Raw genomic sequence first — 20,993 nt, 5'->3', positions numbered from 1 at the left:
GAAGCCAACACAATGAGCACTAGCGCAGCACAGCAAAAGAGCAAAGAGAACGGCGAATACAGCATTCTCGACAGCATCATCGCCGAAACCCGCCTGACGCCGGACGACGAAGCCTACGACATCGCCAAGCGCGGTGTGTCGGCCTTCATCGAAGAGCTGCTCAAGCCGCAGAACAACGGTGAGCCAGTCAAGAAGGCCATGGTTGACCGCATGATCGCCGAGATCGATGCCAAGCTCAGCCGCCAGATGGACGAAATCCTGCACCACCCGTCCTTCCAGTCCCTGGAATCGTCGTGGCGTGGCCTGCAGTTGCTGGTTGACCGCACCAACTTCCGCGAAAACATCAAGATTGAAATCCTCAACGTCTCCAAAGACGACCTGCTGGACGATTTCGAAGATTCGCCGGAAGTGATGCAGTCTGGCCTGTACAAGCACATCTACACCGCTGAATACGGTCAGTTCGGTGGTCAGCCGGTTGGCGCGATCATCGCCAACTACTTCATGTCCCCAAGCTCGCCGGACGTGAAACTGATGCAGTACGTGTCCAGCGTTGCCTGCATGTCCCACGCGCCGTTCATCGCCGCGGCCGGCCCGAAATTCTTCGGCCTGGAAAGCTTCACCGGTCTGCCGGACCTGAAGGATCTGAAAGATCACTTCGAAGGCCCGCAATTCGCCAAATGGCAGAGCTTCCGCGAGTCGGAAGACTCCCGTTATGTTGGCCTGACCGTGCCGCGTTTCCTGCTGCGTAACCCGTACGACCCGGAAGAAAACCCGGTCAAATCGTTCGTGTACAAAGAAACCGTCGCCAACAGCCACGAGCATTACCTGTGGGGCAACACCGCCTACGCGTTCGGCACCAAGCTGACTGACAGCTTCGCCAAATTCCGCTGGTGCCCGAACATCATCGGCCCGCAGAGCGGTGGCGCGGTTGAAGACCTGCCGTTGCACCATTTCGAAAGCATGGGCGAAATCGAAACCAAGATTCCTACCGAGGTTCTGGTTAGCGACCGTCGTGAATACGAACTGGCCGAGGAAGGCTTCATCTCCCTGACCATGCGCAAAGGCTCCGACAACGCGGCGTTCTTCTCCGCAAGCTCAGTGCAGAAGCCGAAGTTCTTCGGCATCAGCGCAGAAGGCAAGGCAGCAGAGCTGAACTACAAGCTCGGCACCCAACTGCCGTACATGATGATCGTCAACCGCCTGGCTCACTACTTGAAAGTGCTGCAGCGCGAGCAACTCGGTTCGTGGAAAGAACGTACCGACCTCGAGCTGGAACTCAACAAGTGGATCCGCCAGTACGTGGCCGACCAGGAAAACCCAAGCGCCGAAGTGCGTGGCCGTCGTCCACTGCGCGCTGCCCAGATCATCGTCAGCGATGTTGAAGGCGAGCCTGGCTGGTACCGCGTCAGCCTGAACGTGCGCCCGCACTTCAAGTACATGGGGGCCGATTTCACCCTGTCGCTGGTTGGCAAGCTGGACAAAGAGTAAGCGGAGCTAATTCATGACTGGATACGGCAGCCTTTTCGAACGCCTGGGTGGCGACGCGGACAAACGCGTCGGCTGGAGCCGCGAGGTCTCCGCCATGGCGTCCGTGGCTGCCCATCTGGCCAAGATGCTCAGCACCCGTGCGGGCAGCGTGCAAACGCTGTCCGATTACGGGTTACCCGATCTCAATGACATGCGTCTGAGCCTGCACGACTCCCTGAGTCAGGCCCGTCTGGCCATCGAAAATTTCATCGAAGCCTACGAGCCACGCCTGAGCAATGTGCGTGTCATTTCCCTGCCGCGTGATCACGATCAGCTTCGCCTGTCCTTCAGCATCGAAGGCTTGCTGGAAGTTGATGGTTTCAAGCGTCAGGTCAGTTTCGCCGCGCGCCTGGATGGCAGCGGTCAAGTGAAGGTCAACTAAGGAGATTCGTATGTCCGGCAAACCCGCAGCACGTGTCACCGACCCTACCGCTTGCCCGCTCCCCGGTCACGGCACCAACCCGATCGCCGCCGGTTCCGGCGACGTATTCTTCGACGGCCTCGCGGCCGCCCGCCAAGGCGATGCCTCGGCGTGTGGTGGTGCGATGTCGGGTGGGTTGGCGACGACGGTTTTGATCAACGGCAAAGCGGCGGCGACTGTGGATTCCGTTGGGACTCATGGCAACAAGGTGACGGCGGGTTCCGGGACCGTGATTATCGGTAACTCGCATTCGCCGGCACCGTTCTCCGGGATTATCGCGACCGCGCTGGGTGCTGTGGTCGCGGCGCTGATTCCAGAGGCCAGTGCCGATGAAAAGAAACTCGATTACCGGCTGAAGCTGAAGTCCGGGGGCAATTCGGTTCTGACGCCGCTGGAGGTCCCGGATTACGATGAAATCAAAAGCGGTGCCACGAAAAATCGTGAGCTGATCGACTTCCTCATCGACAACCGCAAAGCCGCTGCCGACACCGTGAAGCTGGAGGTGTTGGACGGCGAAAAGCTGATCTACACCGAACCCAACACTGCCCAGTTCCTGCCGAGCGGTGAGCATCCGTGGCAGTGGGATGGCTACGACACGGCGGGCATTCTCGATACCCGTGTTCTGAAAAGCCCGAACCTTAAAGTGCGTCTGACCGCGACTCAGGGCGGCGAACAACAGGTCACCGATCTGACGCTTGAGTGCTCGGCGCAAGAAGTGAAGTGGGTTGATGTTCGGGTTGATCGGAATGCGAAGACGGTTGATGTCGTGTTGCGGCCGAGCTTTTCCGATGGCGGCAGCAGCGGCTCTACCCCGGGCCTGGCGCCGACGCCGTTCAGCACGTTGCTGGGCTGGGCCAAGGAAGGTATCGAGCTCTATTGGTCGCGTAATGGCTCACGAGCCAGTGGTATTGCCAGTGGGATCACGACTGGCAAGGGTGCTTACAAAGTTACGGTCAAAGCTGACATCAATGCCACACCCAAAGCTGGAAACTTCCCGCTGATTGATTCGTTGTCCAAGGACTTCGGACGCTCTACCAGTCTGGCGATTGCCAGAAAGGTGTATCACAACGCCGGTTATGCGTATGACCAATTCGTCACTCGACAAGGTATCGGCGCGGGCTACGCGGCGAGTTATGCCACCGAAGAGTTCAAGGAAACGTCTGCCCATGAGTTCGGGCATTTGATTCTCAACGAGTATGGCGGTGGTCTGATTCCGACCTACTCGTGGACCCACAAGGATTCATCCTCGCTGATGCAAAACCCGAAGGCAGATCATCCGACGCCAGGCGCGGGCGAGCTCGACGTCATGCAGTACTTCAGCAGTTACACCAGTACAACTTCCGAACGGCAAAGCCGTACGGCAGCCTCTGAACAAGACGTCAAAAGCCTGCTATGGCTGGCCAGGGTCGAATTCGATGATTAAGTTCGCCGGCTTCAGCCTGCTTTTCGTTTCCCTGACCAGTTGCGCGACACAACAGGTTTACAACAACCACGTGTATGTCGAAAACCGCTGCGGCCAGCCTCTGGAAATGAAGATTTCCAACAGCTCCAACATGCATTCGCTGGAACGTAACGTGACATCCGCAGCGGGCTCCCGGGCGCTGGTCGCGAGCTTCGCCTCTTATGGCGAAGACGTGATCGAGCAAATCCCGGCCAACTATTCGCTGAAAATCACCGATGCCATTGGAAGCAAAGTGATTGATGGCGCCCAGCTGAAACAGCGTCTGAGCGGCGTGGAGAAGATCAGCGACGGCACTCAGCGTGAGTGGACGATCAACGATACGTCGGTGTGCCCATGAAGCTGCCAAGGATGAATTCGATGTTTAAGTGGACCGGTCTTTTTGCCTTCTTCGTGTCATTGACGGCCTGCGCTGCGCAGCAGGTCTACCGCAACGATGTGTACCTGCTCAACACCTGCGGAGTCCCGCTGGAGCTGTCCCTGGCCCATGACTCCAACTACGACGATCAGCCCCGCAGCTTTACGTTGAGGCCCGACGAGCGCCGTTCCATCGCCAACTACACGTCGGCGGGCAAGGACGTGTCGGGCCAGATAAGCGACCAGTACAGCCTGTCGATTAAAAGCGCCAGCGCCGTCAAAACCATTGATGGGCAAGCGCTGCGCACGGCTTTGGCGCGGGTTGAGAAGGTCGAAGAAAAAGCCGTGCGTTCATGGACTGTCGATGACCGTTCTTTTTGCCCATGACGCACGCAGTTGTTGGATGTTCCAGCTCTGAAAAATTTTGCAAAAACGACAAACAGGTAACCCCCCGTGTCCTTTAACCACTACTACCAAAGCGAACTCACCGCACTTCGCCAGTTAGGTCGTCGTTTCGCCGAGCGTAGCCCGGCGTTGGCGCCTTTCCTCGGTCAGGCCGGTCGGGATCCGGACGTGGAGCGGTTGCTGGAAGGCTTTGCGTTCCTGACCGGTCGCCTGCGTCAGAAGCTCGACGACGAATTGCCGGAGCTCAGCCACTCGCTGATGCACCTGCTGTGGCCCAACTACATGCGGCCGCTGCCGGCGTTCAGCATTTTGCAGTTCGATCCGTTGAAACGCTCCGGTCCTGCGTTGATGGTCGAGCGCGACACACCGGTCGAGAGCATGCCAATCGATGACGTGCGTTGCCGTTTCCGCACCTGCTACCCGACCGAAGTCTTGCCGCTGGACCTGGCTGCACTGAATTACTCAGTGAAGGGCGACGGTTCGCTGTTGAGCCTGCGTCTGGAGATGAGCGCTGACGGTCACCTCGGTGAGCTGGAGCTGAGCCGTCTGCGTCTGCACTTCGCCGGCGAGCGCTACATCAGCCAGATGCTCTATCTGAGCCTGTTGCGCAACCTGGAAGGCATCGAGCTGATCCCGTTGGACGGTGCCGGCAAGCCCATCAACGGCGTGAACGGCACGCCGATGGCATTCAAGATGCCCGGCGACCGCGTGCAGCCAGTGGGTTTTGCCGAAGAAGAGGCGTTGATCCCGTATCCGCTGAACACTTTCCGCGGCTACCGCTACCTGCAGGAATATTTCGCCTTCCAGGACAAATTCCTGTTCGTCGATATCAACGGCCTGGACCTGCTCAAGGCTCTGCCGGAAGACACGCTCAAGCAGATGCGCGGCCTGGAATTGCGCTTCGATATTCGCAAGAGCGGCATCCAGCGCCTGCGTCCGACGCTGGACAATGTGAAGCTCTACTGCACGCCGATCGTTAACCTGTTCAAGCACGATGCGTTGCCGATCCGCCTCGACGGCAAGCAGGACGAATACCTGCTGCTGCCCGCCGAATACGACCTGCAAAACTGCGGTGTGTTTTCGGTGGAAACCGTCACCGGCTGGAAGCCAGGTGGCCTCGGTTATCAGGCGTACGTGCCGTTCGAATCGTTCGAGCACGACCCGAGTTTCGACGTGCCCAACAGCCGTCCGCACTACAGCATCCGCCAGCGTTCGTCCTCGTTGCACGACGGCCTCGACACGTACCTGAGCTTCGGCATCCGTCACACCGAAGCCCACGAAACCCTGTCGATCGAGCTGATGTGCACCAACCAGAATCTGCCCAAAAAGCTCAAGCTCGGCGACATCTGCATGGCCTGCGAAGAGACGCCGGAGTTCCTCAGTTTCCGCAACATCACCCCGGCCACGCCCAGTTATGCGCCGCCGCTGAACCGTGACTTCCTCTGGAAGCTGATCAGCAACATGTCGCTTAACTACCTGTCGCTGGCCGACGTCAATGCGTTGAAGGTGATTCTCGAAACCTACGACCTGCCGCGCTACTACGACCAACACGCTGAAAAAGTCAGCAAGCGTCTGCTGGGCGGGCTCAAGTCGATCAAGCACCAACACGTCGACCGCTTGCACCGAGGGTTGCCGGTACGCGGGTTGCGCACCGAGCTGACCATCGACCCGGAAGGGTATATCGGTGAGGGCGACCTGTTCGTTTTCGCTTCGGTTCTTAACGAGTTTTTCGCGCTTTACGCCAGTCTCAATTCGTACCACGAGCTGCGGGTAAAAAGCACACAGGGAGAGGTGTACCAATGGACACCACGTATGGGTCTGCAACCCCTGCTTTAAGCGGGCTGACCCGGGTAATACGCGAGTACTCGCTGTTTCAGGCCGTGCTGCTGGTGGTTGACCGGCTGCGCGAGGCGCACCCGTACCTGAGCGAAGACGATCTGTACGACCAGCTGGAATTCCAGGCCAATCCGAGCCTGGGTTTCCCCGGCAGTGACGTCGATCGCGTGGAGTTTTTCGAAGAGCACGGGCAGATGCGCGCGCGTCTGCGTTTCAACCTGATCGGCCTGGTCGGTTCCGGCTCGCCGCTCCCGGCGTTCTACGGCGAACAGGCCCTGGGCGATAGTGAAGACGGCAACCCGACCCGCAACTTCCTCGACCTGTTCCACCATCGCCTGCAACGGCTGATGCTGCCGATCTGGAAAAAATACCGCTACCGCGCAAGCTTCCAGAGCGGCGCCCTCGACCCGTTTTCGTCGCAGCTGTTTGCGTTGATCGGCCTCGGCGGTGAAGAGATCCGCAGGGCTCAGGAACTGAACTGGAAACGCCTGCTGCCGTACCTCGGCTTGCTCAGCTTGCGCGCGCATTCGGCGGCGCTGATCGAAGCGGTGCTGCGTTACTACTTCAAACATGCAGAACTGACTATCGAGCAGTGCATCGAGCGTCGCGTCGAAATCCTCGACGAGCAGCGCAATCGCTTGGGCCGCGCCAACAGCCTGCTCGGCGAAGACCTGGTGCTGGGCGAACACGTGCGCGACCGCAGCGGCAAGTTCCGCATCCACATCCGCGAACTCGACTGGCAACGCTTCCACGAGTTCCTGCCGATCGGTTTCGGCTACCAGCCGCTCTGTGCGCTGGTGCGGTTCACCCTGCGTGACCCGCTCGATTACGACATTCGCCTGGTGCTGCGCCAGGAAGAAATCCGCGAACTGCGCATCGGTGAGCAGAACGCCTGTCGCCTGGGATGGACCAGTTGGCTCGGCCGCGAAAAAGCGGACGGCGTGGTGACCCTGGGCAGCAAAATTCATTAAGGACAGATGACCAATGATCAACGTAGACCTGCAACAACTTATCCAGGCGCTGGATGCCGAAACCCGTCGTGACCTGGAAAGTTCGGCCGAACGCTGCGTCGCCCGTGGCGGCAGCAAGATCCTCGTCGAAGACTTGCTGCTGGGCTTGCTGGAGCGCCCGCAAGGCTTGCTCGCACGCGCGCTGCAAGACGCCGAAGTCGATGCCGGTGAGCTGAGCGCCGCGTTGCAATCGCGGGTCGAGCACAGCGCGTCGCGCAACCCGGTGTTCGCCCCGGAACTGGTGCAGTGGCTGCAAGACGCGTTGCTGGTAGCCAACCTTGAATTGGGCCAAAGCCAGGTCGAGCAAGCCGCGTTGATCCTCGCGCTGTTGCGCAACCCGATGCGCTACGCCGGCAGCCGCTACCAGTCGTTGCTGTCCAAACTGAACATCGAGCGCCTGAAAGAATTCGCCCTGTCACAGAAAGAGCAACCGGCCACCGGTAAACCCGCTGTGCCCGGCGAATCGCTGCTGCAGCGCTTCACCCACAACCTGACCCAACAAGCCCGCGACGGCAAACTCGACCCGGTGTTGTGCCGCGATGGCGCGATCCGCCAGATGGTCGACATCCTCGCCCGTCGCCGCAAAAACAACCCGATTGTGGTCGGTGAAGCCGGCGTCGGTAAAACCGCCATTGTCGAGGGCCTGGCCTCGCGCATCGCGGCGGGTGAAGTGCCGCAAGTCTTGAAAGGCGTCGAACTGCTGTCGCTGGACATGGGCCTGTTGCAGGCGGGCGCCAGCGTCAAAGGTGAATTCGAACGTCGCCTCAAAGGCGTGATCGACGAAGTCAAAGCCTCGCCGAAACCGATCATCCTGTTCATCGACGAAGCTCACACCCTGATCGGCGCGGGCGGCAATGCCGGCGGTTCCGACGCGGCCAACCTGCTCAAGCCAGCCCTGGCCCGTGGTGAGTTGCGCACCATCGCCGCCACCACATGGGCGGAGTACAAGAAGTACTTCGAAAAAGACCCGGCCCTGGCCCGTCGTTTCCAACCGGTGCAACTGCACGAACCGACCGTCAGCGAAGCGGTGACCATTCTGCGTGGCCTGGCCCAGGTCTACGAGAAGAGCCACGGCATCTACCTGCGCGACGACGCAGTGGTGGCGGCGGCCGAGTTGTCTGCTCGCTATCTTGCGGGCCGTCAGCTGCCGGACAAAGCCGTCGACGTGCTCGACACCGCCTGCGCTCGCGTGCGCATCAGCCTCGCCGCCGCACCGGAAAGCCTTGAGCGCCTGCGGGGTGAACTGGCTGAAGGCGGCCGTCAGCGTCAGGCCTTGCGCCGTGATGCCGAGGCCGGTCTGCTGATCGACCACGAAGCGCTGGACGCTTTGGAAGATCGCCTGGCCGAAGCTGAAGACGAAAGGGTCGCGCTGGAAACCCTTTGGACCGAACAGAAAGAACTGGCCGAGCGCCTGCTGGACTTGCGTCAGCAACTGGCCAAGGCCCGCGAAGCTGCCGCCGTCGAGCCCACTGTCACGGTTGAAGAAGATGCCGAAGGCACTGTGATCGAAACACTCGAAGCCCCTGTGGACGAAGCGCAAAGCGTCGCGTCCCTGGAAGCTGCGCTGAACGAAACCCACAAAGCCCTGACCGAACTTCAGATCAAAGAACGTCTGGTGAGCTTCGAAGTCTGCCCGCGTCTGGTCGCCGAAGTGATCAGCGCCTGGACCGGTGTGCCATTGGCCCAACTGGCCCGTGAGCACAACGCCAAGGTTGCGAGCTTCGCCACCGACTTGCGCACCCGCATCCGGGGCCAGGAACAAGCCGTTCACGCACTGGACCGCTCGATGCGCGCCACCGCTGCCGGCCTGAACAAACCTGATGCGCCGGTCGGCGTGTTCTTGCTGGTCGGCCCGAGCGGCGTCGGCAAAACCGAAACCGCGCTGGCCCTGGCGGATTTGCTGTACGGCGGCGATCGTTTCATCACCACCATCAACATGTCCGAGTTCCAAGAGAAGCACACCGTGTCGCGCCTGATCGGCGCGCCGCCGGGCTACGTCGGTTATGGCGAGGGCGGCATGCTCACCGAAGCCGTGCGCCAGAAGCCGTACTCGGTCGTGCTGCTCGATGAAGTCGAGAAGGCCGACCCGGACGTGCTCAACCTGTTCTACCAAATCTTCGACAAAGGCGTGGCCAACGACGGCGAAGGGCGCGAGATCGACTTCCGCAATACGCTGATTCTGATGACATCGAACCTGGGCAGCGACCGCATCGCCGAGCTCTGTGAAAACGGCGCGCGGCCGTCGGCCGAAGTACTCGAAGAAACCATCCGCCCGGTGCTGAGCAAACACTTCAAACCGGCGCTGCTGGCGCGCATGCGCGTGGTGCCTTACTACCCGGTGGGCGGCCCGGTGCTGCGCGAGCTGATCGAAATCAAACTCGGCCGTTTGGGCGAGCGCCTGAACCGTCGTCAGCTGGATTTCACTTACTCGCAAGACCTCGTCGATCACCTGGCAGATCGCTGCACCCAGAGCGACAGCGGCGCGCGCCTGATCGACCATTTGCTCGACCTGCACGTGCTGCCGCTGGTGGCTGACCGCTTGCTCGATGCGATGGCCACGGGCGAAAGCCTCAAGCGTGTCCACGCGACGCTCGACGGCAACGCCAGCGTGACGTGCGAGTTCGCCTGAGGTGGGTGTGATGTTCACTCAGGTGCCGCAACCGCTGGTCTATGCCGAAGCCTTGCTGGCGCAGTTCGCCCGCTTGTCGCGCGCGGCGGACGGTGCTGCGCTGCTGGGTGACTTCGTGCGCGGGTTGGCCGAGCTCAGCGGTTGCGAGTTGACGCAGCTGTACCTGCTGGACGCGACTCACACGTGCCTGGGGATGAACGCCGAATGCCTCAACGGCATCCTGCAACCCCGGGAAGCGGCGAGCCTGCCGGCGGATTACAACGGTGAACAACTGCTGCAATTCGCCCTGTGCCAGAACCGCGTGGTGAGCCTCAGCGAACTGAGCGGCAGCCTGCACGAAACCAGTTTCCTGCCGCCTCAGGCCACGCCTTGGCAGTCGCTGCTGTGCGTGCCAATGGTCAATCAGCAGAAAGCCGTCGAAGGCTTGCTCCTGTGCGCCAGTCGCCGGCACATCGACCTGCAAGGCTTTGCCGACTCCCTGGGGCAACTGGGCTCGTTCGTACTCGGCCAGCTGCATTTGCTGCAACGTCTGCGTCAGCCAACCGGTGATGCACGACCGGTGAAGGTCCTCGTCCCGAGCGCCAGCGGTTACGGCTTGATCGGCAAGAGCAAGGCCATGCGCGGGACCTACTCGCTGATCAGCAAAGTCCTGCACAGCCCGTATACCGTGTTGCTGCGCGGTGAAACCGGCACCGGCAAGGAAGTGGTGGCGCGGGCGATTCACGATTGCGGTCCGCGCCGTTCCCAGGCGTTCATCGTGCAGAACTGCGCGGCGTTCCCCGAGAACCTGCTGGAAAGCGAACTGTTCGGCTACCGCAAAGGTGCGTTCACCGGTGCTGATCGCGACCGTGCCGGGCTGTTCGACGCGGCCAACGGCGGCACCTTGCTGCTCGATGAAATCGGCGACATGCCGTTGTCCCTGCAAGCCAAGCTGTTGCGGGTTCTGCAGGAGGGCGAGATCCGCCCGCTGGGCTCCAACGACACCCACAAGATCGACGTGCGGATCATCGCAGCGACGCACCGGGATTTGTCGGTGCTGGTCAGCGAAGGCAAATTCCGCGAGGACTTGTACTACCGCCTCGCGCAATTCCCGATCGAGTTGCCGGCGCTGCGTCAGCGCGAAGGCGACATCCTCGACCTGGCCCGGCACTTCGCCGACAAGGCCTGCTCGTTCTTGCAGCGCGATGCGGTGTGCTGGTCCGATGCGGCGCTGGATCACCTGTCCGGTTACACCTTCCCCGGCAACGTGCGTGAACTCAAAGGCCTGGTCGAACGCGCGGTGCTGCTGTGCGAGGGCGGTGAGTTACTGGCCGAGCATTTCTCCCTGCGCATGGAAGCCATGCCGGAAGACAGCAGCCTGAACCTGCGCGAACGCCTGGAGCAGGTCGAGCGCAGGCTGCTGCTCGATTCCCTGCGTAAAAACGACGGCAACCAGACCCTCGCCGCCCGCGAACTCGGGCTGCCACGCCGCACGCTGCTGTACCGCCTCGGGCGCCTGAATATCAATTTGGGTGATTTCGATGGCTGATATCAATTTCCTCACCTTGGTTGGAATTCCACCTGTGGCCAGCGAATTCTCTGTGGCGAGGGGATTTATCCCCGTTCGGCTGCGCAGCAGTCGCAATTCAGCCAACGCGGTCTGCCTGAATAAACGGGGTAGCCGGTTTTGGGGCCGCTTCGCGACCCAACGGGGTGGTGCGGCATTCCGACAAGTCCCCTCGCCACAGGAATCTCACTGGCAGCAGGGAATCACCCTTTTACGGGAGATCGGCTCAAGGCCACTGACTAGAGCGCTCGGCTTCACCTCATCCGCTTTTGATAGCGCCGCCCAAACGGGTCGGCGCTTTGTACTTTGTCTACCCCTGGAGACCCTCTGATGTCTGTTCGTCACTGGCAAGCCGTCCTGCTGACCCTCGTCGTTCTATGCGGCCTCGGCGGCTGTAGCGGCAATTACAAATACAACGACAACACCTATCGCCCATTGGGTGATCCGCAGGCGGTCAATCGCGGCAAGTGACCGCAAGGAGTATCACCATGGAACTGGTTTTCGAAATGCTCAACACCAAGCAGTTCGTGCCCACGGATTTGTGCCAGAAGACCTTCAAACAGGCCGGTGGCGTGATCGGTCGGGGCGAGGATTGCGACTGGATCATCCCGGACCGCAAGCGTCACCTGTCCAACCACCACGCGTTGATCAGCTACCGCGAAGGCACGTTTTTCCTGACCGATACCAGCAGCAACGGTATTTCGGACAGCGAAAGCGGCGCGCGCCTGCGCAAGGGCGAAGCGATGCGCATCGAGCACGGCAGTGTCTACGTGCTGGGTGACTTCGAGATCCGTGCGCGGTTGGTACGCGATCCGGCGACCTTCGACGTTGAAGTCGGCCGTCCGCAAGCAGCAGGCAGCATCATTCCGGACGATGCGTTTCTCGATCTCGACCCGCTCAATGCCCTCGATCAGCAAGAGCGCGTGTATTCGGAAATCGACGAACTGATCTCCCCGAGCACCACCCTCTCAGACACCCGTCAGCGCGCCGACTATGCGCGCATCGACATGGAAAGCCTGATGGTGCCGGAGCTGATCGACGCCCCGGCAGAACCTGCGCCAGCTCCGCCGCCGAAAGTGGTCGAGCGTCAGAGTGAAGGTTTCTGGGAGCACTTCGGCGCCGCGTTGGGCGTGGACCTCAAAGGCCTCGACCACGACGCCCGCGAAGCCCTGGCGCTCAACGCTGCACGCCTGCTCAAGCAAAGCGTCGGCGGTTTGCAGCAGAGCCTGCGTACCCGCAGCGAACTGAAAAATGAACTGCGTCTGGCCCAGACCACCGTGCAAGGCACCCAAAAGAACCCGCTGAAATTTGCCGTCGATGCCGGCGAAGCGCTGGGCATTTTGTTGCAGCCGAACAAGCCGGGCCAGTTGCCGGCCGAGCAGGCGATCTCCCGTGCGTTCCGCGATTTGCAGGCGCATCAGGTGGCGTTGCTGACCGCCAGCCGCGCTGCCGTTCGCGGCACGCTGGAGCACTTCTCGCCACAGCAATTGACCCTGCGTTTCGAGCGCGACAACAAGCCGTTGCTCGCCACGTCCGGCAGTCGCTGGAGAGCTTACGGTCGTTATCACCAGGCCCTGCGTCAGGACGATGACTGGAGCGAGCGCCTGCTGGCCCGCGACTTCGCTCAGGCCTACGAAGAACAGATCCGCCTGATTTCCACCCTTCACACCGACCACCAAGGATGATGCGCATGTCTCGCTGCTCGACCGCTTTTTTCAAGACGCTGACGGCGCTCGCGGCCCTGGTGCTGCTGGCTGGCTGCTCGTCACTGTCGCCGTATTCCCACGTCACCAAGCTCAACCTGAAGCTGACCGCCAGCGATCAGCTGAACCCGGACCTCAACGGGCGTCCGTCGCCGATCGTTGTGCGTCTGTTCGAGCTCAAGCATCCGGTGACGTTCGAGAACGCTGACTTCTTCAGCCTGTACGAGCGCGCCAAGGAATCCCTGGCCCCGGACCTGGTGGCCAGCGAAGAAATCGAACTGCGTCCAGGTGAAACCGTGGAGATGAAACTCAGCGTGGAGGAGGGCAGTCGCTACGTCGGCATCCTCGCCGCCTACCGCGATCTGCCGGAAACCAAATGGCGCTACACGGTGCAAGTCACCCCGGTGGAAGTCACCGACGCTGATCTGACCCTCGACCAGGCCGGTATTCGCAATAGCAACGAAACGCTCGCCAAGGCGGATGACTGATCATGAATTCCCATAAAGTGATTTGGCAGGAAGGCATGCTGCTGCGTCCGCAGCACTTCCAGCACAACGATCGCTACTACGACCACCAGATGAAGACCCGCACGCAGTTGCTGGGCAGCTACACCTGGGGCTTCCTGAACCTGGACATCGACTTGCAGTTCCTCAACATGGGCAAACTGGTGATCAGCCAGGCCTCGGGGATTCTGCCGGACGGCAGCCTGTTCGAACTCGGCGGCAACACCGAACCGTTGGCCCTCGACGTGCCGCCGAACACCGGCAACACGCCGATCTACCTGGCGCTGCCGCTGGTCACCGGTAACCACATCGAGTCGCGCCGTCCGGAGCAATCCGACGTGCTGGCGCGCTACACCGCGTACGAAGCGGAAGTCGCCGATTCCAACGCCGGCGACGATTCCGCCAGCCAGGTCAGCTGCGGGCGCCCGGACTTCAAACTGTTGCTCGGCGAGCAGCAGAGCGACCAGGCCTACGTGAAACTGAAGATCTGTGAAGTGCTCGACACCACGCCCGACGGCGTGATCAGCCTCGACCCGGATTTCGTGCCGACCTACATTCAGGCGCATTCGTCCAGCTACCTGCTGTCGTGCCTGAAAGAAGTGATCAGCATGCTCGGCCACCGTGGCGACACCATCGCCGAGCGGATCCGTTCCAACGGCAAGGTCGGTGGCGCGGAAGTCGGCGACTTCATGATGCTGCAACTGATCAACCGCACCGAACTGCTGCTGCGCCACTACCTCGGCCTGGAACAGGTTCACCCGGAAGAGTTGTACCGCACGCTGCTGACCATGCTCGGCGATCTGGCGACGTTTTCCAGCGACAGCAAACGCCCGCGTCTGGACAGCCGTTACCAGCACAGCGACCAGGGCGCGAGCTTCCGCAAGCTGATGGAAGCGATTCGTCAGGTGCTGTCGATGGTGCTCGAACAGCACGCCATCGAACTGGTCCTGCAAGCGCGCCAGTACGGGATCATCGTCTCGCCGTTGCACGACCACAAACTGCTGGGTTCGGCCTCGTTCGTGCTCGCCGCCAGTGCCAACTGCGACTCCGAAGAACTGCGCCATCGCTTGCCGGCGCACCTCAAGGTCGGCCCGGTGGAGCGCATCCGCCAACTGGTCAACCTGCATCTGCCGGGCATCAAGGTCAAACCGTTGCCGGTGGCCCCGCGGCAGATCGCGTTCCACTCCAACAAAACCTATTTCATCCTCGAACTCAGTTCCGAAGACCTGGCACAACTCGAGCGCTCCGGCGGCTTCGCGTTCCACGTGTCCGGCGAATTTGCCGAGCTTGAACTGAAATTCTGGGCCATCAGGAACTGACCGACATGATCAAGGACATGGAACATACCCAGGACGACAAAACCGTCCTGCTCGACCGCCAGGGCCACGGCCCTGCTTCGAGTCCGCTGACAGATTTCGCTGCACCGCCGCGTTTTGAACAGCTCGAAGAACGGATGATTTATGCCGCGCGCCTGCGCCCGGCCGAAGCCTTCAACATCAGCCTCAATTCGTTGGTCGCAGCCGCCTCTGACCTGTTGTCGGAAGTGGTGCGACTCAAGCACAGCGACACCCGCGAAGACATGTACGCGCTCAACGAGCGACTGACTGCCGGGCTGAAGCTGTTTGAAGTGCGGGCGCTGCACAACGGCGCCGAAAGCAGCCAGGTGATGGCCGCGCGTTACGTGCTGTGCACCGTGGTCGACGAAGCCGTCGTGACCACGCCGTGGGGCAACGAAAGCGAGTGGTCGCAGATGAGCTTGCTCAGCAGCTTCCACAACGAAACCTTCGGCGGCGAGAAGTTTTTCCAGCTGTTGGATCGCCTGTCGAAAAACCCGGTCAAGCATCTGCCGATGCTGGAGCTGATGTACCTGTGCCTGTCGCTGGGCTTCGAAGGCAAGTACCGGGTGCAAGCCCGCGGCATGCTCGAGCTCGAAGGCATCCGCGACGCCTTGTATCGTCAGATTCGTCAGTTGCGCGGTGACGTGCCTCGCGAACTGTCGCCCCATTGGGAAGGCTTGAACGATCAGCGCCGCAGCCTGGTGCGCATCGTGCCGGCGTGGATGGTGGTGCTGTTCACCGTGGTTTGCCTGGTGGTGATGTATTCGGGCTTCGCCTGGGTATTGGGCGAGCAACGCGAAACCGTTCTGCAACCTTATCAGCAGCTAGATCCGGCCGCGGTCCAGCCGCAGTCGCAGCCGTAAACAGGGACGTGTGATGAAAAAGTTTTTCAAGAAAGTCGGCGCATTCTTGCGTCAGACCTGGGTCTGGACCTTGCTGCTGGTGCTGTTTGTCGCGCTGCTGGTGTGGTTCGTCGGGCCGCTGCTGGCGGTCAATGACTACAAGTTCTGGGAAGGTTCGACCTCCCGCCTGCTGACCATCAGTGTGCTGTTCCTGATCTGGGGCCTGACCATGGTCTTCGTCAGCTGGCGCGCTGGCGTACGCAAGAAAGCCATCGAAGACACCGAAGACGGCCAGGATCGTATCCGCCGTGAAGAGTTGATCGACGAAGAGCAGAAAGAGCTTCGCGTGCGCTTCAAGGATGCGTTGAAAACCCTGAAGACTTCGAGCCTGTATCGCGGTCGCAGCGAACGCTGGCGCAGCGATTTGCCTTGGTACTTGCTGATCGGCCCGCAGGGCAGCGGCAAGACCAGCCTGCTGGACTTCTCGGGCCTTGAGTTTCCGATCAACAAGATCGACCGCAAGCTGACCCGCGACACCCTCGGCACCCGTCATTGCGACTGGTATTTCGCCGACCACGGTGTGCTGATCGACACCGCCGGGCGTTACCTGACCCAGCCGGATGCCGAAGTCGATGGCAGCGCCTGGAGCACCTTGCTCGACCTGCTGCGCAAGCGTCGCCGCAACCGTCCGTTGAACGGTGTGCTGGTGACCATTCCGGTGGAAACCCTGCTGTGCCCCGACGAGAAAGACCTCGACACCCTGGCTCGCCAGGTGCGTGCGCGTCTGCAAGACGTGCATCAGAAACTGCACGTCGATGTGCCGGTTTATCTGGTGCTGAGCAAGGCGGACAAGCTGCTCGGTTTTGACGAGTTCTTCGATCAACTGACCCGCGAAGAAAGCGATCAGGTGCTCGGCACCAGCTTCCGCAAAGAGCAGAGCGGCACCGACGTCGCCGTCCTGCGCGCCGAGTTCGAAGAGCTGCTGCGTCGCCTCAACAGCCAAGTGATCATGCGCATGCACCAGGAGCGCGACACTCAGCGCCGTGGTCGCATCCTCGACTTCCCGCATCAACTGGGGCAGATCGGCGAGCGTCTGTGCCTGTTCGTCGACATGGCGTTCACCGGCAACCGTTATCAGCGTGTCAGCCAGTTGCGCGGTTTCTACCTGACCAGCGCACCGCACCTGACTCAAGAAATGGACCAGACCACCGCCGGTATCGGCGCCAATCTGGGGATGAACGCTGGTGTGCTGCCGACCTTGCGCAGCGGCCGTTCGCGCTTCATTCACCACTTGCTCAGCCGGGTGATTTTCCCCGAGGCCGACCTGGCCGGTCTGGACAAACGCGAACGCAGTCGTATCCATTGGGGCCAGCGTGCCCTGTACGTGGGCGCATTGGCGGCACTGGCGCTGTTCGGCATGCTGTGGGCGGGCGGATTCTCGGCTAACTACGAGCGCCTGGAAAACCTGCGCAATCTGGCGACCAACTGGACACAACAGCGCTCGGCATTGACCGCGCGTGATGATTCCATGGCGGTACTCAAGCCTCTCGACACCAGCTACGCGGCGACTCAGGTCTTCCCGAAAAAAGGTGATGTGTCGTACCACGAACGGGGTGGCCTGTACCAAGGCGAAGAGGTCAATCCGGTGGTCAAGGAGGCCTACGAGCGTGAGCTTGAAGCGCAACTGCTGCCGAAGGTTGCGACCCTGCTGGAAGGGCAGATCCGCGCCAACATGAAGGACCGCGAACGCCTGCTCAACAGCCTGCGTGCGTACCTGATGCTGAACATGAAAGACCGTCGCGACGGCCCGTGGCTCAAGGATTGGGTGGCCACCGAATGGTCCCAGCGTTACGCCGGCAACACCGCGGTGCAGAACGGTTTGAACACCCACTTCGAGCGCTTGCTCAAGCAGCCGTTTATCTACCCGCTGAATGATCAACTGGTGGCCCAAGCGCGTCAGGTACTGCGCAGCGAATCGCTGGCCAACGTGGTTTACCGGATGCTGCGCGAGCAGGCCCGCAACCTGCCGGAATATCGCCTCAGCCAACACTTGGGCCCACAAGGTGCGCTGTTTGTCGGCACCGAATACGTGATCCCGGGTTTCTACACCCAACAGGGTTATCAGCAGTATTTCTCGGTGCAGGGCTCTGCGCTGGTCACCGATATCCTGCGTGACAACTGGGTGCTGGGCGAAGGCTCGGGCATCAGCGGCATGGACTTGCGTCGCCTGATGGTCGAACTGGAGCAACTGTACTTCCGCGACTACGCCAACTTCTGGAGCGAAGCGGTCGGCCAGGTTGCACTGCCTCCAATCAGCGACTTCAGTGAGGGCGCCGAGCAACTGGCGGGCCTGACGTCCGCCAACTCCCCCGTGCTGCAACTGCTGGTGGAAGTGCGCGAGAACACCCGTTTCTCGGTGATCGCCGACAATGCTGATCAAGCGGCCGAAGCGGCTGAGAAACTGGGCGAGAAGGGCGGCAAGCTCGGCAAACTCGCGGCGGCCGCGGCTGACAAAGCCGCAGACATGACCAAGAACCTACCGGACACCGCGAAGAAATCCCTGCAACGCCGCTTCGAACCGCTGCACCGTTTGCTGGACGACAACAACGGCCCGGCCGCTGATTTGACCCCGGCCCTGACGGCGCTCAACGACCTGCAACTGCAACTGGCGAGCCTGGCGCGTGCCAGTGCGCCGGAACAGGCCGCGTTCGAAATGGCCAAGACCCGCATGAGCGGCCAGCGTGATGCGCTGAGCAACTTGCGCAATGCTTCCAACCGTCTGCCGCGTCCGGTCAGCGTGTGGTTCAACGTCCTGGCTGAAGACACCTGGCGTCTGGTGCTGAACGATTCCTACCAGTACCTGAACCAGCGTTATCAGAGCGAGCTGTACAGCTTCTACGGCAAGGCGATCAACAAGCGTTACCCGTTCAGCGCCCACAGCACCAGCGACGTTGCGATCAGCGACTTCCGCGAGTTCTTCAAGGCGCAGGGCATCAACGATCGCTTCTTCGAGACCTACATGCGTCCGTTCGTGAGTGGCGATCCAGGCAACTACCGTCTGCGCAACATCGACGGTCACAGCATGCCGATCTCCAAGGTCTACCTCGACCAGATGGCCGCGGCACAAGTGATTCGCCAGAGCTTCTTCTCGATCAACCCGGCCGAGCCGCAAGTGCAATTCAAACTGGAGCCGTACACTCTCGACCCGGCCGTCAGCCGTTCCGAGTTCAAGTTTGGCGACAAGACCATCGAGTACCGTCACGGCCCGATCGTGCCGGTGTCGTTCAAATGGCCGACCGATGCTGAAGACGGTCGCACCAGCCTGGTCCTCGACAAAATGGCTGGCCGCCCGATCGGCATCGAGAAGAACACCGGCCCATGGTCGCTGTTCCGTCTGTTCGACCTGATGCAGACCGAGTACCTGAGCGGTCGCGATGTGCTGGTGCTCAAAGCTGACGTAGGCGGCCTGCGCGCCAACTACTTGCTGTCGAGCCAGCGCACCCCGAACCCGTTCGACATGGGCGTGCTGCGTACCTTCCGTATGCCGGTGCAGCTCTGATGCTGGTTGCCAGTCCCTGGCGCAGCGCTGCGCGTACCGATCCGGGCAAGGTTCGGGCGCGCAACGAAGATGCTTTCCTCGACTCCCCACAGCAGGGGCTGTGGGTGGTCGCGGATGGCATGGGCGGTCATCAGGGTGGCGACATCGCCAGCCAGTTGATCGTCGCCAGCCTGGCGGAATTGCCGGAGCAGGACGACTTCGACGAACGACTCAAAGGCATTCGCCAGTGCTTGCACTGGCTCAACCGCCGCTTGGGTCAGGAGTTGACCGTCACGGCCGGGCGTCACGACAGCATCATGGGCAGCACCGTAGTGGCGCTGCTCGTAGAAGGTAATCGCGCGGCCTGCATCTGGGCCGGTGACAGCCGTTGCTATATGTGGCGCGGCCAGCGTTTGTATCAGCTGTCCAAGGACCATTCGCTGCAACAGCAGCTCATCGACGAGCAAAACATGAGCGTCGAAGACGCCCGTGCCCATCCTTCCGCTCACGCGCTGACCCGAGCGGTCGGCGCCGCCGAGCAGTTGACGCTGGATGTGCTCGAACTCGAGGTTTACCCCGGCGATGCGTTTCTGTTGTGCAGCGATGGCTTGTACCAAGGGCTGAGCACCGATGCCTTGGGCAACGCCCTGAGCCTGACCGCGCCGCACGTTGCGCTGGAGCGTCTGTTCGACGGCGCTCTGCGTGGCTCGGCCCGGGACAACTTGACCGCTGTGGTGATCCGAAAATGACCCAACTCATGCCGCCGCTCGACGACCTGCTGGTGACCGACGAGGAAGCCAATAACCTGACTTACTTTGCGTTCGCCAAGCCTCTAAATGGAAAGCCGCATAAGGCTGAGCCCGCGCTGGCGCCAACCAAGGCCAGCGTCGGCGAAATGCCGGATGTACTTGCAGGCCGTTACCGCATCGAGCGCCTGCTCGGTGCCGGCGGCATGGGCGCGGTTTACCGCGCACGGGACTTGCTGAGCGAACAGTTCGGCGACCCCGACCCTTACATCGCGCTGAAAATCCTCAGCGAAGAATTTGCCGAATCGCCGGACGCCAGTGCCTTGCTCTACAGCGAGTTCGCCCTGACCCGACGCCTGCGCCACGACAACGTGCTGCGTTTGCACAGCTTTGAAGTGGACACCGATTGCCAGCGCGCCTTCATCACCATGGAACTCATGCGTGGGCTGACCCTGGACAAATTACTCTGCGAGCGGCCGCTGGGCCTGCCGTGGAAAGAACTGCGCGACATCGCGCTGCCGCTGCTCGACGCGCTGGCCTTCGCCCACGCTCGCGGCGTGCTGCACGGTGACATGAAACCGAGCAACGTCATGCTCAGCGAAGAAGGCGTGCGCCTGTTCGACTTCGGTCTGGGCCAGGCCGAGGAGGGCATCTTGCCCGGCCTGCCACACCTGAGCCGTAACCGCTTCAACGCCTGGACCCCCGGCTACGCCGCCCCCGAACTGCTCGAAGGCCAGCCGCTGTCGGCCAGTGCCGATGTCTACGGCGTGGCCTGCGTGCTCTACGAATTGGCGGGCGGCAAACACCCGTTCCGCCGCTTGCCCTCGACCGAAGCCCGCGACGGCCACCTCGAACGCGAGCTGCACGCCCCCAGGAATCTTCCGAAACACTGCTGGCCAGCGCTACGAACGGCGCTGGCTTTCGATGCGGCCAAGCGCACCATCACCGCCGCCCAATTGCGTGACGCCTTGGGCGCCACTTCGTCTTTGCTGCAACGTCTGCGACTGCGGGCGTAACGGATGACTACCGAACAGGGAGCAAGCAATGTTCAACCCAGCTAACGAAACCCACTTCAGCCTGACCGTTGAAGACTACGTCGGCGACCTGCAAGTGCTGTCGTTCACCGGCACCGAA

16 protein-coding genes and 1 pseudogene are annotated in these 20,993 nt (G+C 61.3%); all 17 read left to right on the top strand.

Annotation, left to right across the window (positions count from 1 at the left end; all coding sequences use genetic code 11):
* Window positions 1-12: 12 nt before the first annotated feature.
* The 17 genes and pseudogenes from tssC to KGB03_RS12495 all read left to right on the top strand — a co-directional run bounded on the left by tssC (window position 13) and on the right by KGB03_RS12495 (window position 20,875).
* The gene (gene tssC / locus KGB03_RS12575) at window positions 13-1,488 is read left to right on the top strand and encodes a type VI secretion system contractile sheath large subunit (protein ID WP_111448251.1); all 1,476 of its coding nucleotides are present in this window, start codon (window positions 13-15) and stop codon (window positions 1,486-1,488) included.
* Between the two features lie 13 nt (window positions 1,489-1,501).
* Window positions 1,502-1,909, top strand: a complete 408-nt coding sequence (tssE, locus tag KGB03_RS12570; protein WP_008150080.1) for a type VI secretion system baseplate subunit TssE — start codon at window positions 1,502-1,504, stop codon at window positions 1,907-1,909.
* A gap of 10 nt (window positions 1,910-1,919) precedes the next feature.
* A pseudogene (locus KGB03_RS31185) lies at window positions 1,920-2,214 on the top strand (PAAR domain-containing protein); the annotation flags it as partial.
* 1,149 nt (window positions 2,215-3,363) lie between these two features.
* Complete coding sequence (locus KGB03_RS12560) at window positions 3,364-3,747, top strand: hypothetical protein (RefSeq protein WP_218536569.1); 384 nt, start codon at window positions 3,364-3,366, stop codon at window positions 3,745-3,747.
* A gap of 20 nt (window positions 3,748-3,767) precedes the next feature.
* Window positions 3,768-4,151 carry a hypothetical protein gene (locus KGB03_RS12555; RefSeq protein ID WP_111448254.1) on the top strand — a complete coding sequence of 128 codons (384 nt, stop codon included), beginning with the start codon at window positions 3,768-3,770 and terminating at the stop codon, window positions 4,149-4,151.
* Window positions 4,152-4,217: 66 nt separating this feature from the next.
* Entirely contained in the window at window positions 4,218-6,005 is a 1,788-nt protein-coding gene (tssF, locus tag KGB03_RS12550; protein ID WP_192408861.1) for a type VI secretion system baseplate subunit TssF, read from the top strand.
* A complete protein-coding gene (tssG, locus tag KGB03_RS12545) occupies window positions 5,969-6,976 on the top strand; it encodes a type VI secretion system baseplate subunit TssG (RefSeq protein ID WP_033059313.1) in 1,008 nt (335 codons plus the stop codon). Before tssF ends, tssG begins: the two co-directional genes overlap by 37 nt.
* Window positions 6,977-6,989: 13 nt before the next feature.
* The gene (gene tssH / locus KGB03_RS12540) at window positions 6,990-9,644 is read left to right on the top strand and encodes a type VI secretion system ATPase TssH (protein ID WP_223527197.1); all 2,655 of its coding nucleotides are present in this window, start codon (window positions 6,990-6,992) and stop codon (window positions 9,642-9,644) included.
* Window positions 9,645-9,654: 10 nt separating this feature from the next.
* Entirely contained in the window at window positions 9,655-11,172 is a 1,518-nt protein-coding gene (locus tag KGB03_RS12535) for a sigma-54 interaction domain-containing protein (RefSeq protein WP_218536571.1), read from the top strand.
* A 348-nt stretch (window positions 11,173-11,520) separates the two neighbouring features.
* On the top strand, window positions 11,521-11,661 hold the full coding sequence (locus KGB03_RS12530; RefSeq protein WP_008150087.1) for a hypothetical protein: 141 nt from the start codon (window positions 11,521-11,523) through the stop codon (window positions 11,659-11,661).
* Between the two features lie 17 nt (window positions 11,662-11,678).
* On the top strand, window positions 11,679-12,875 hold the full coding sequence (gene tagH, locus KGB03_RS12525) for a type VI secretion system-associated FHA domain protein TagH (RefSeq protein ID WP_111448258.1): 1,197 nt from the start codon (window positions 11,679-11,681) through the stop codon (window positions 12,873-12,875).
* A gap of 5 nt (window positions 12,876-12,880) precedes the next feature.
* On the top strand, window positions 12,881-13,381 hold the full coding sequence (gene tssJ, locus KGB03_RS12520; protein ID WP_134098426.1) for a type VI secretion system lipoprotein TssJ: 501 nt from the start codon (window positions 12,881-12,883) through the stop codon (window positions 13,379-13,381).
* Between the two features lie 2 nt (window positions 13,382-13,383).
* The gene (gene tssK / locus KGB03_RS12515) at window positions 13,384-14,715 is read left to right on the top strand and encodes a type VI secretion system baseplate subunit TssK (RefSeq protein WP_046045022.1); all 1,332 of its coding nucleotides are present in this window, start codon (window positions 13,384-13,386) and stop codon (window positions 14,713-14,715) included.
* 5 nt (window positions 14,716-14,720) lie between these two features.
* Window positions 14,721-15,596, top strand: a complete 876-nt coding sequence (gene icmH, locus KGB03_RS12510) for a type IVB secretion system protein IcmH/DotU (protein WP_046045023.1) — start codon at window positions 14,721-14,723, stop codon at window positions 15,594-15,596.
* Between the two features lie 13 nt (window positions 15,597-15,609).
* Window positions 15,610-19,134, top strand: a complete 3,525-nt coding sequence (tssM, locus tag KGB03_RS12505) for a type VI secretion system membrane subunit TssM (protein ID WP_223527196.1) — start codon at window positions 15,610-15,612, stop codon at window positions 19,132-19,134.
* A complete protein-coding gene (locus KGB03_RS12500) occupies window positions 19,134-19,862 on the top strand; it encodes a PP2C family protein-serine/threonine phosphatase (protein WP_218536574.1) in 729 nt (242 codons plus the stop codon). The genes tssM and KGB03_RS12500 overlap by 1 nt, the downstream gene beginning before the upstream one ends.
* On the top strand, window positions 19,859-20,875 hold the full coding sequence (locus tag KGB03_RS12495; RefSeq protein ID WP_223527195.1) for a serine/threonine-protein kinase: 1,017 nt from the start codon (window positions 19,859-19,861) through the stop codon (window positions 20,873-20,875). The genes KGB03_RS12500 and KGB03_RS12495 overlap by 4 nt, the downstream gene beginning before the upstream one ends.
* Window positions 20,876-20,993: the final 118 nt, after the last annotated feature.

Origin of the sequence: Pseudomonas sp. BF-B-26 (assembly GCF_019956495.1) — a bacterium.
Taxonomy (GTDB): Bacteria; Pseudomonadota; Gammaproteobacteria; order Pseudomonadales; family Pseudomonadaceae; genus Aquipseudomonas.
Note: the sequence above shows the minus strand (reverse complement) of the source record. Positions and strands in the feature narration are given on the sequence as shown.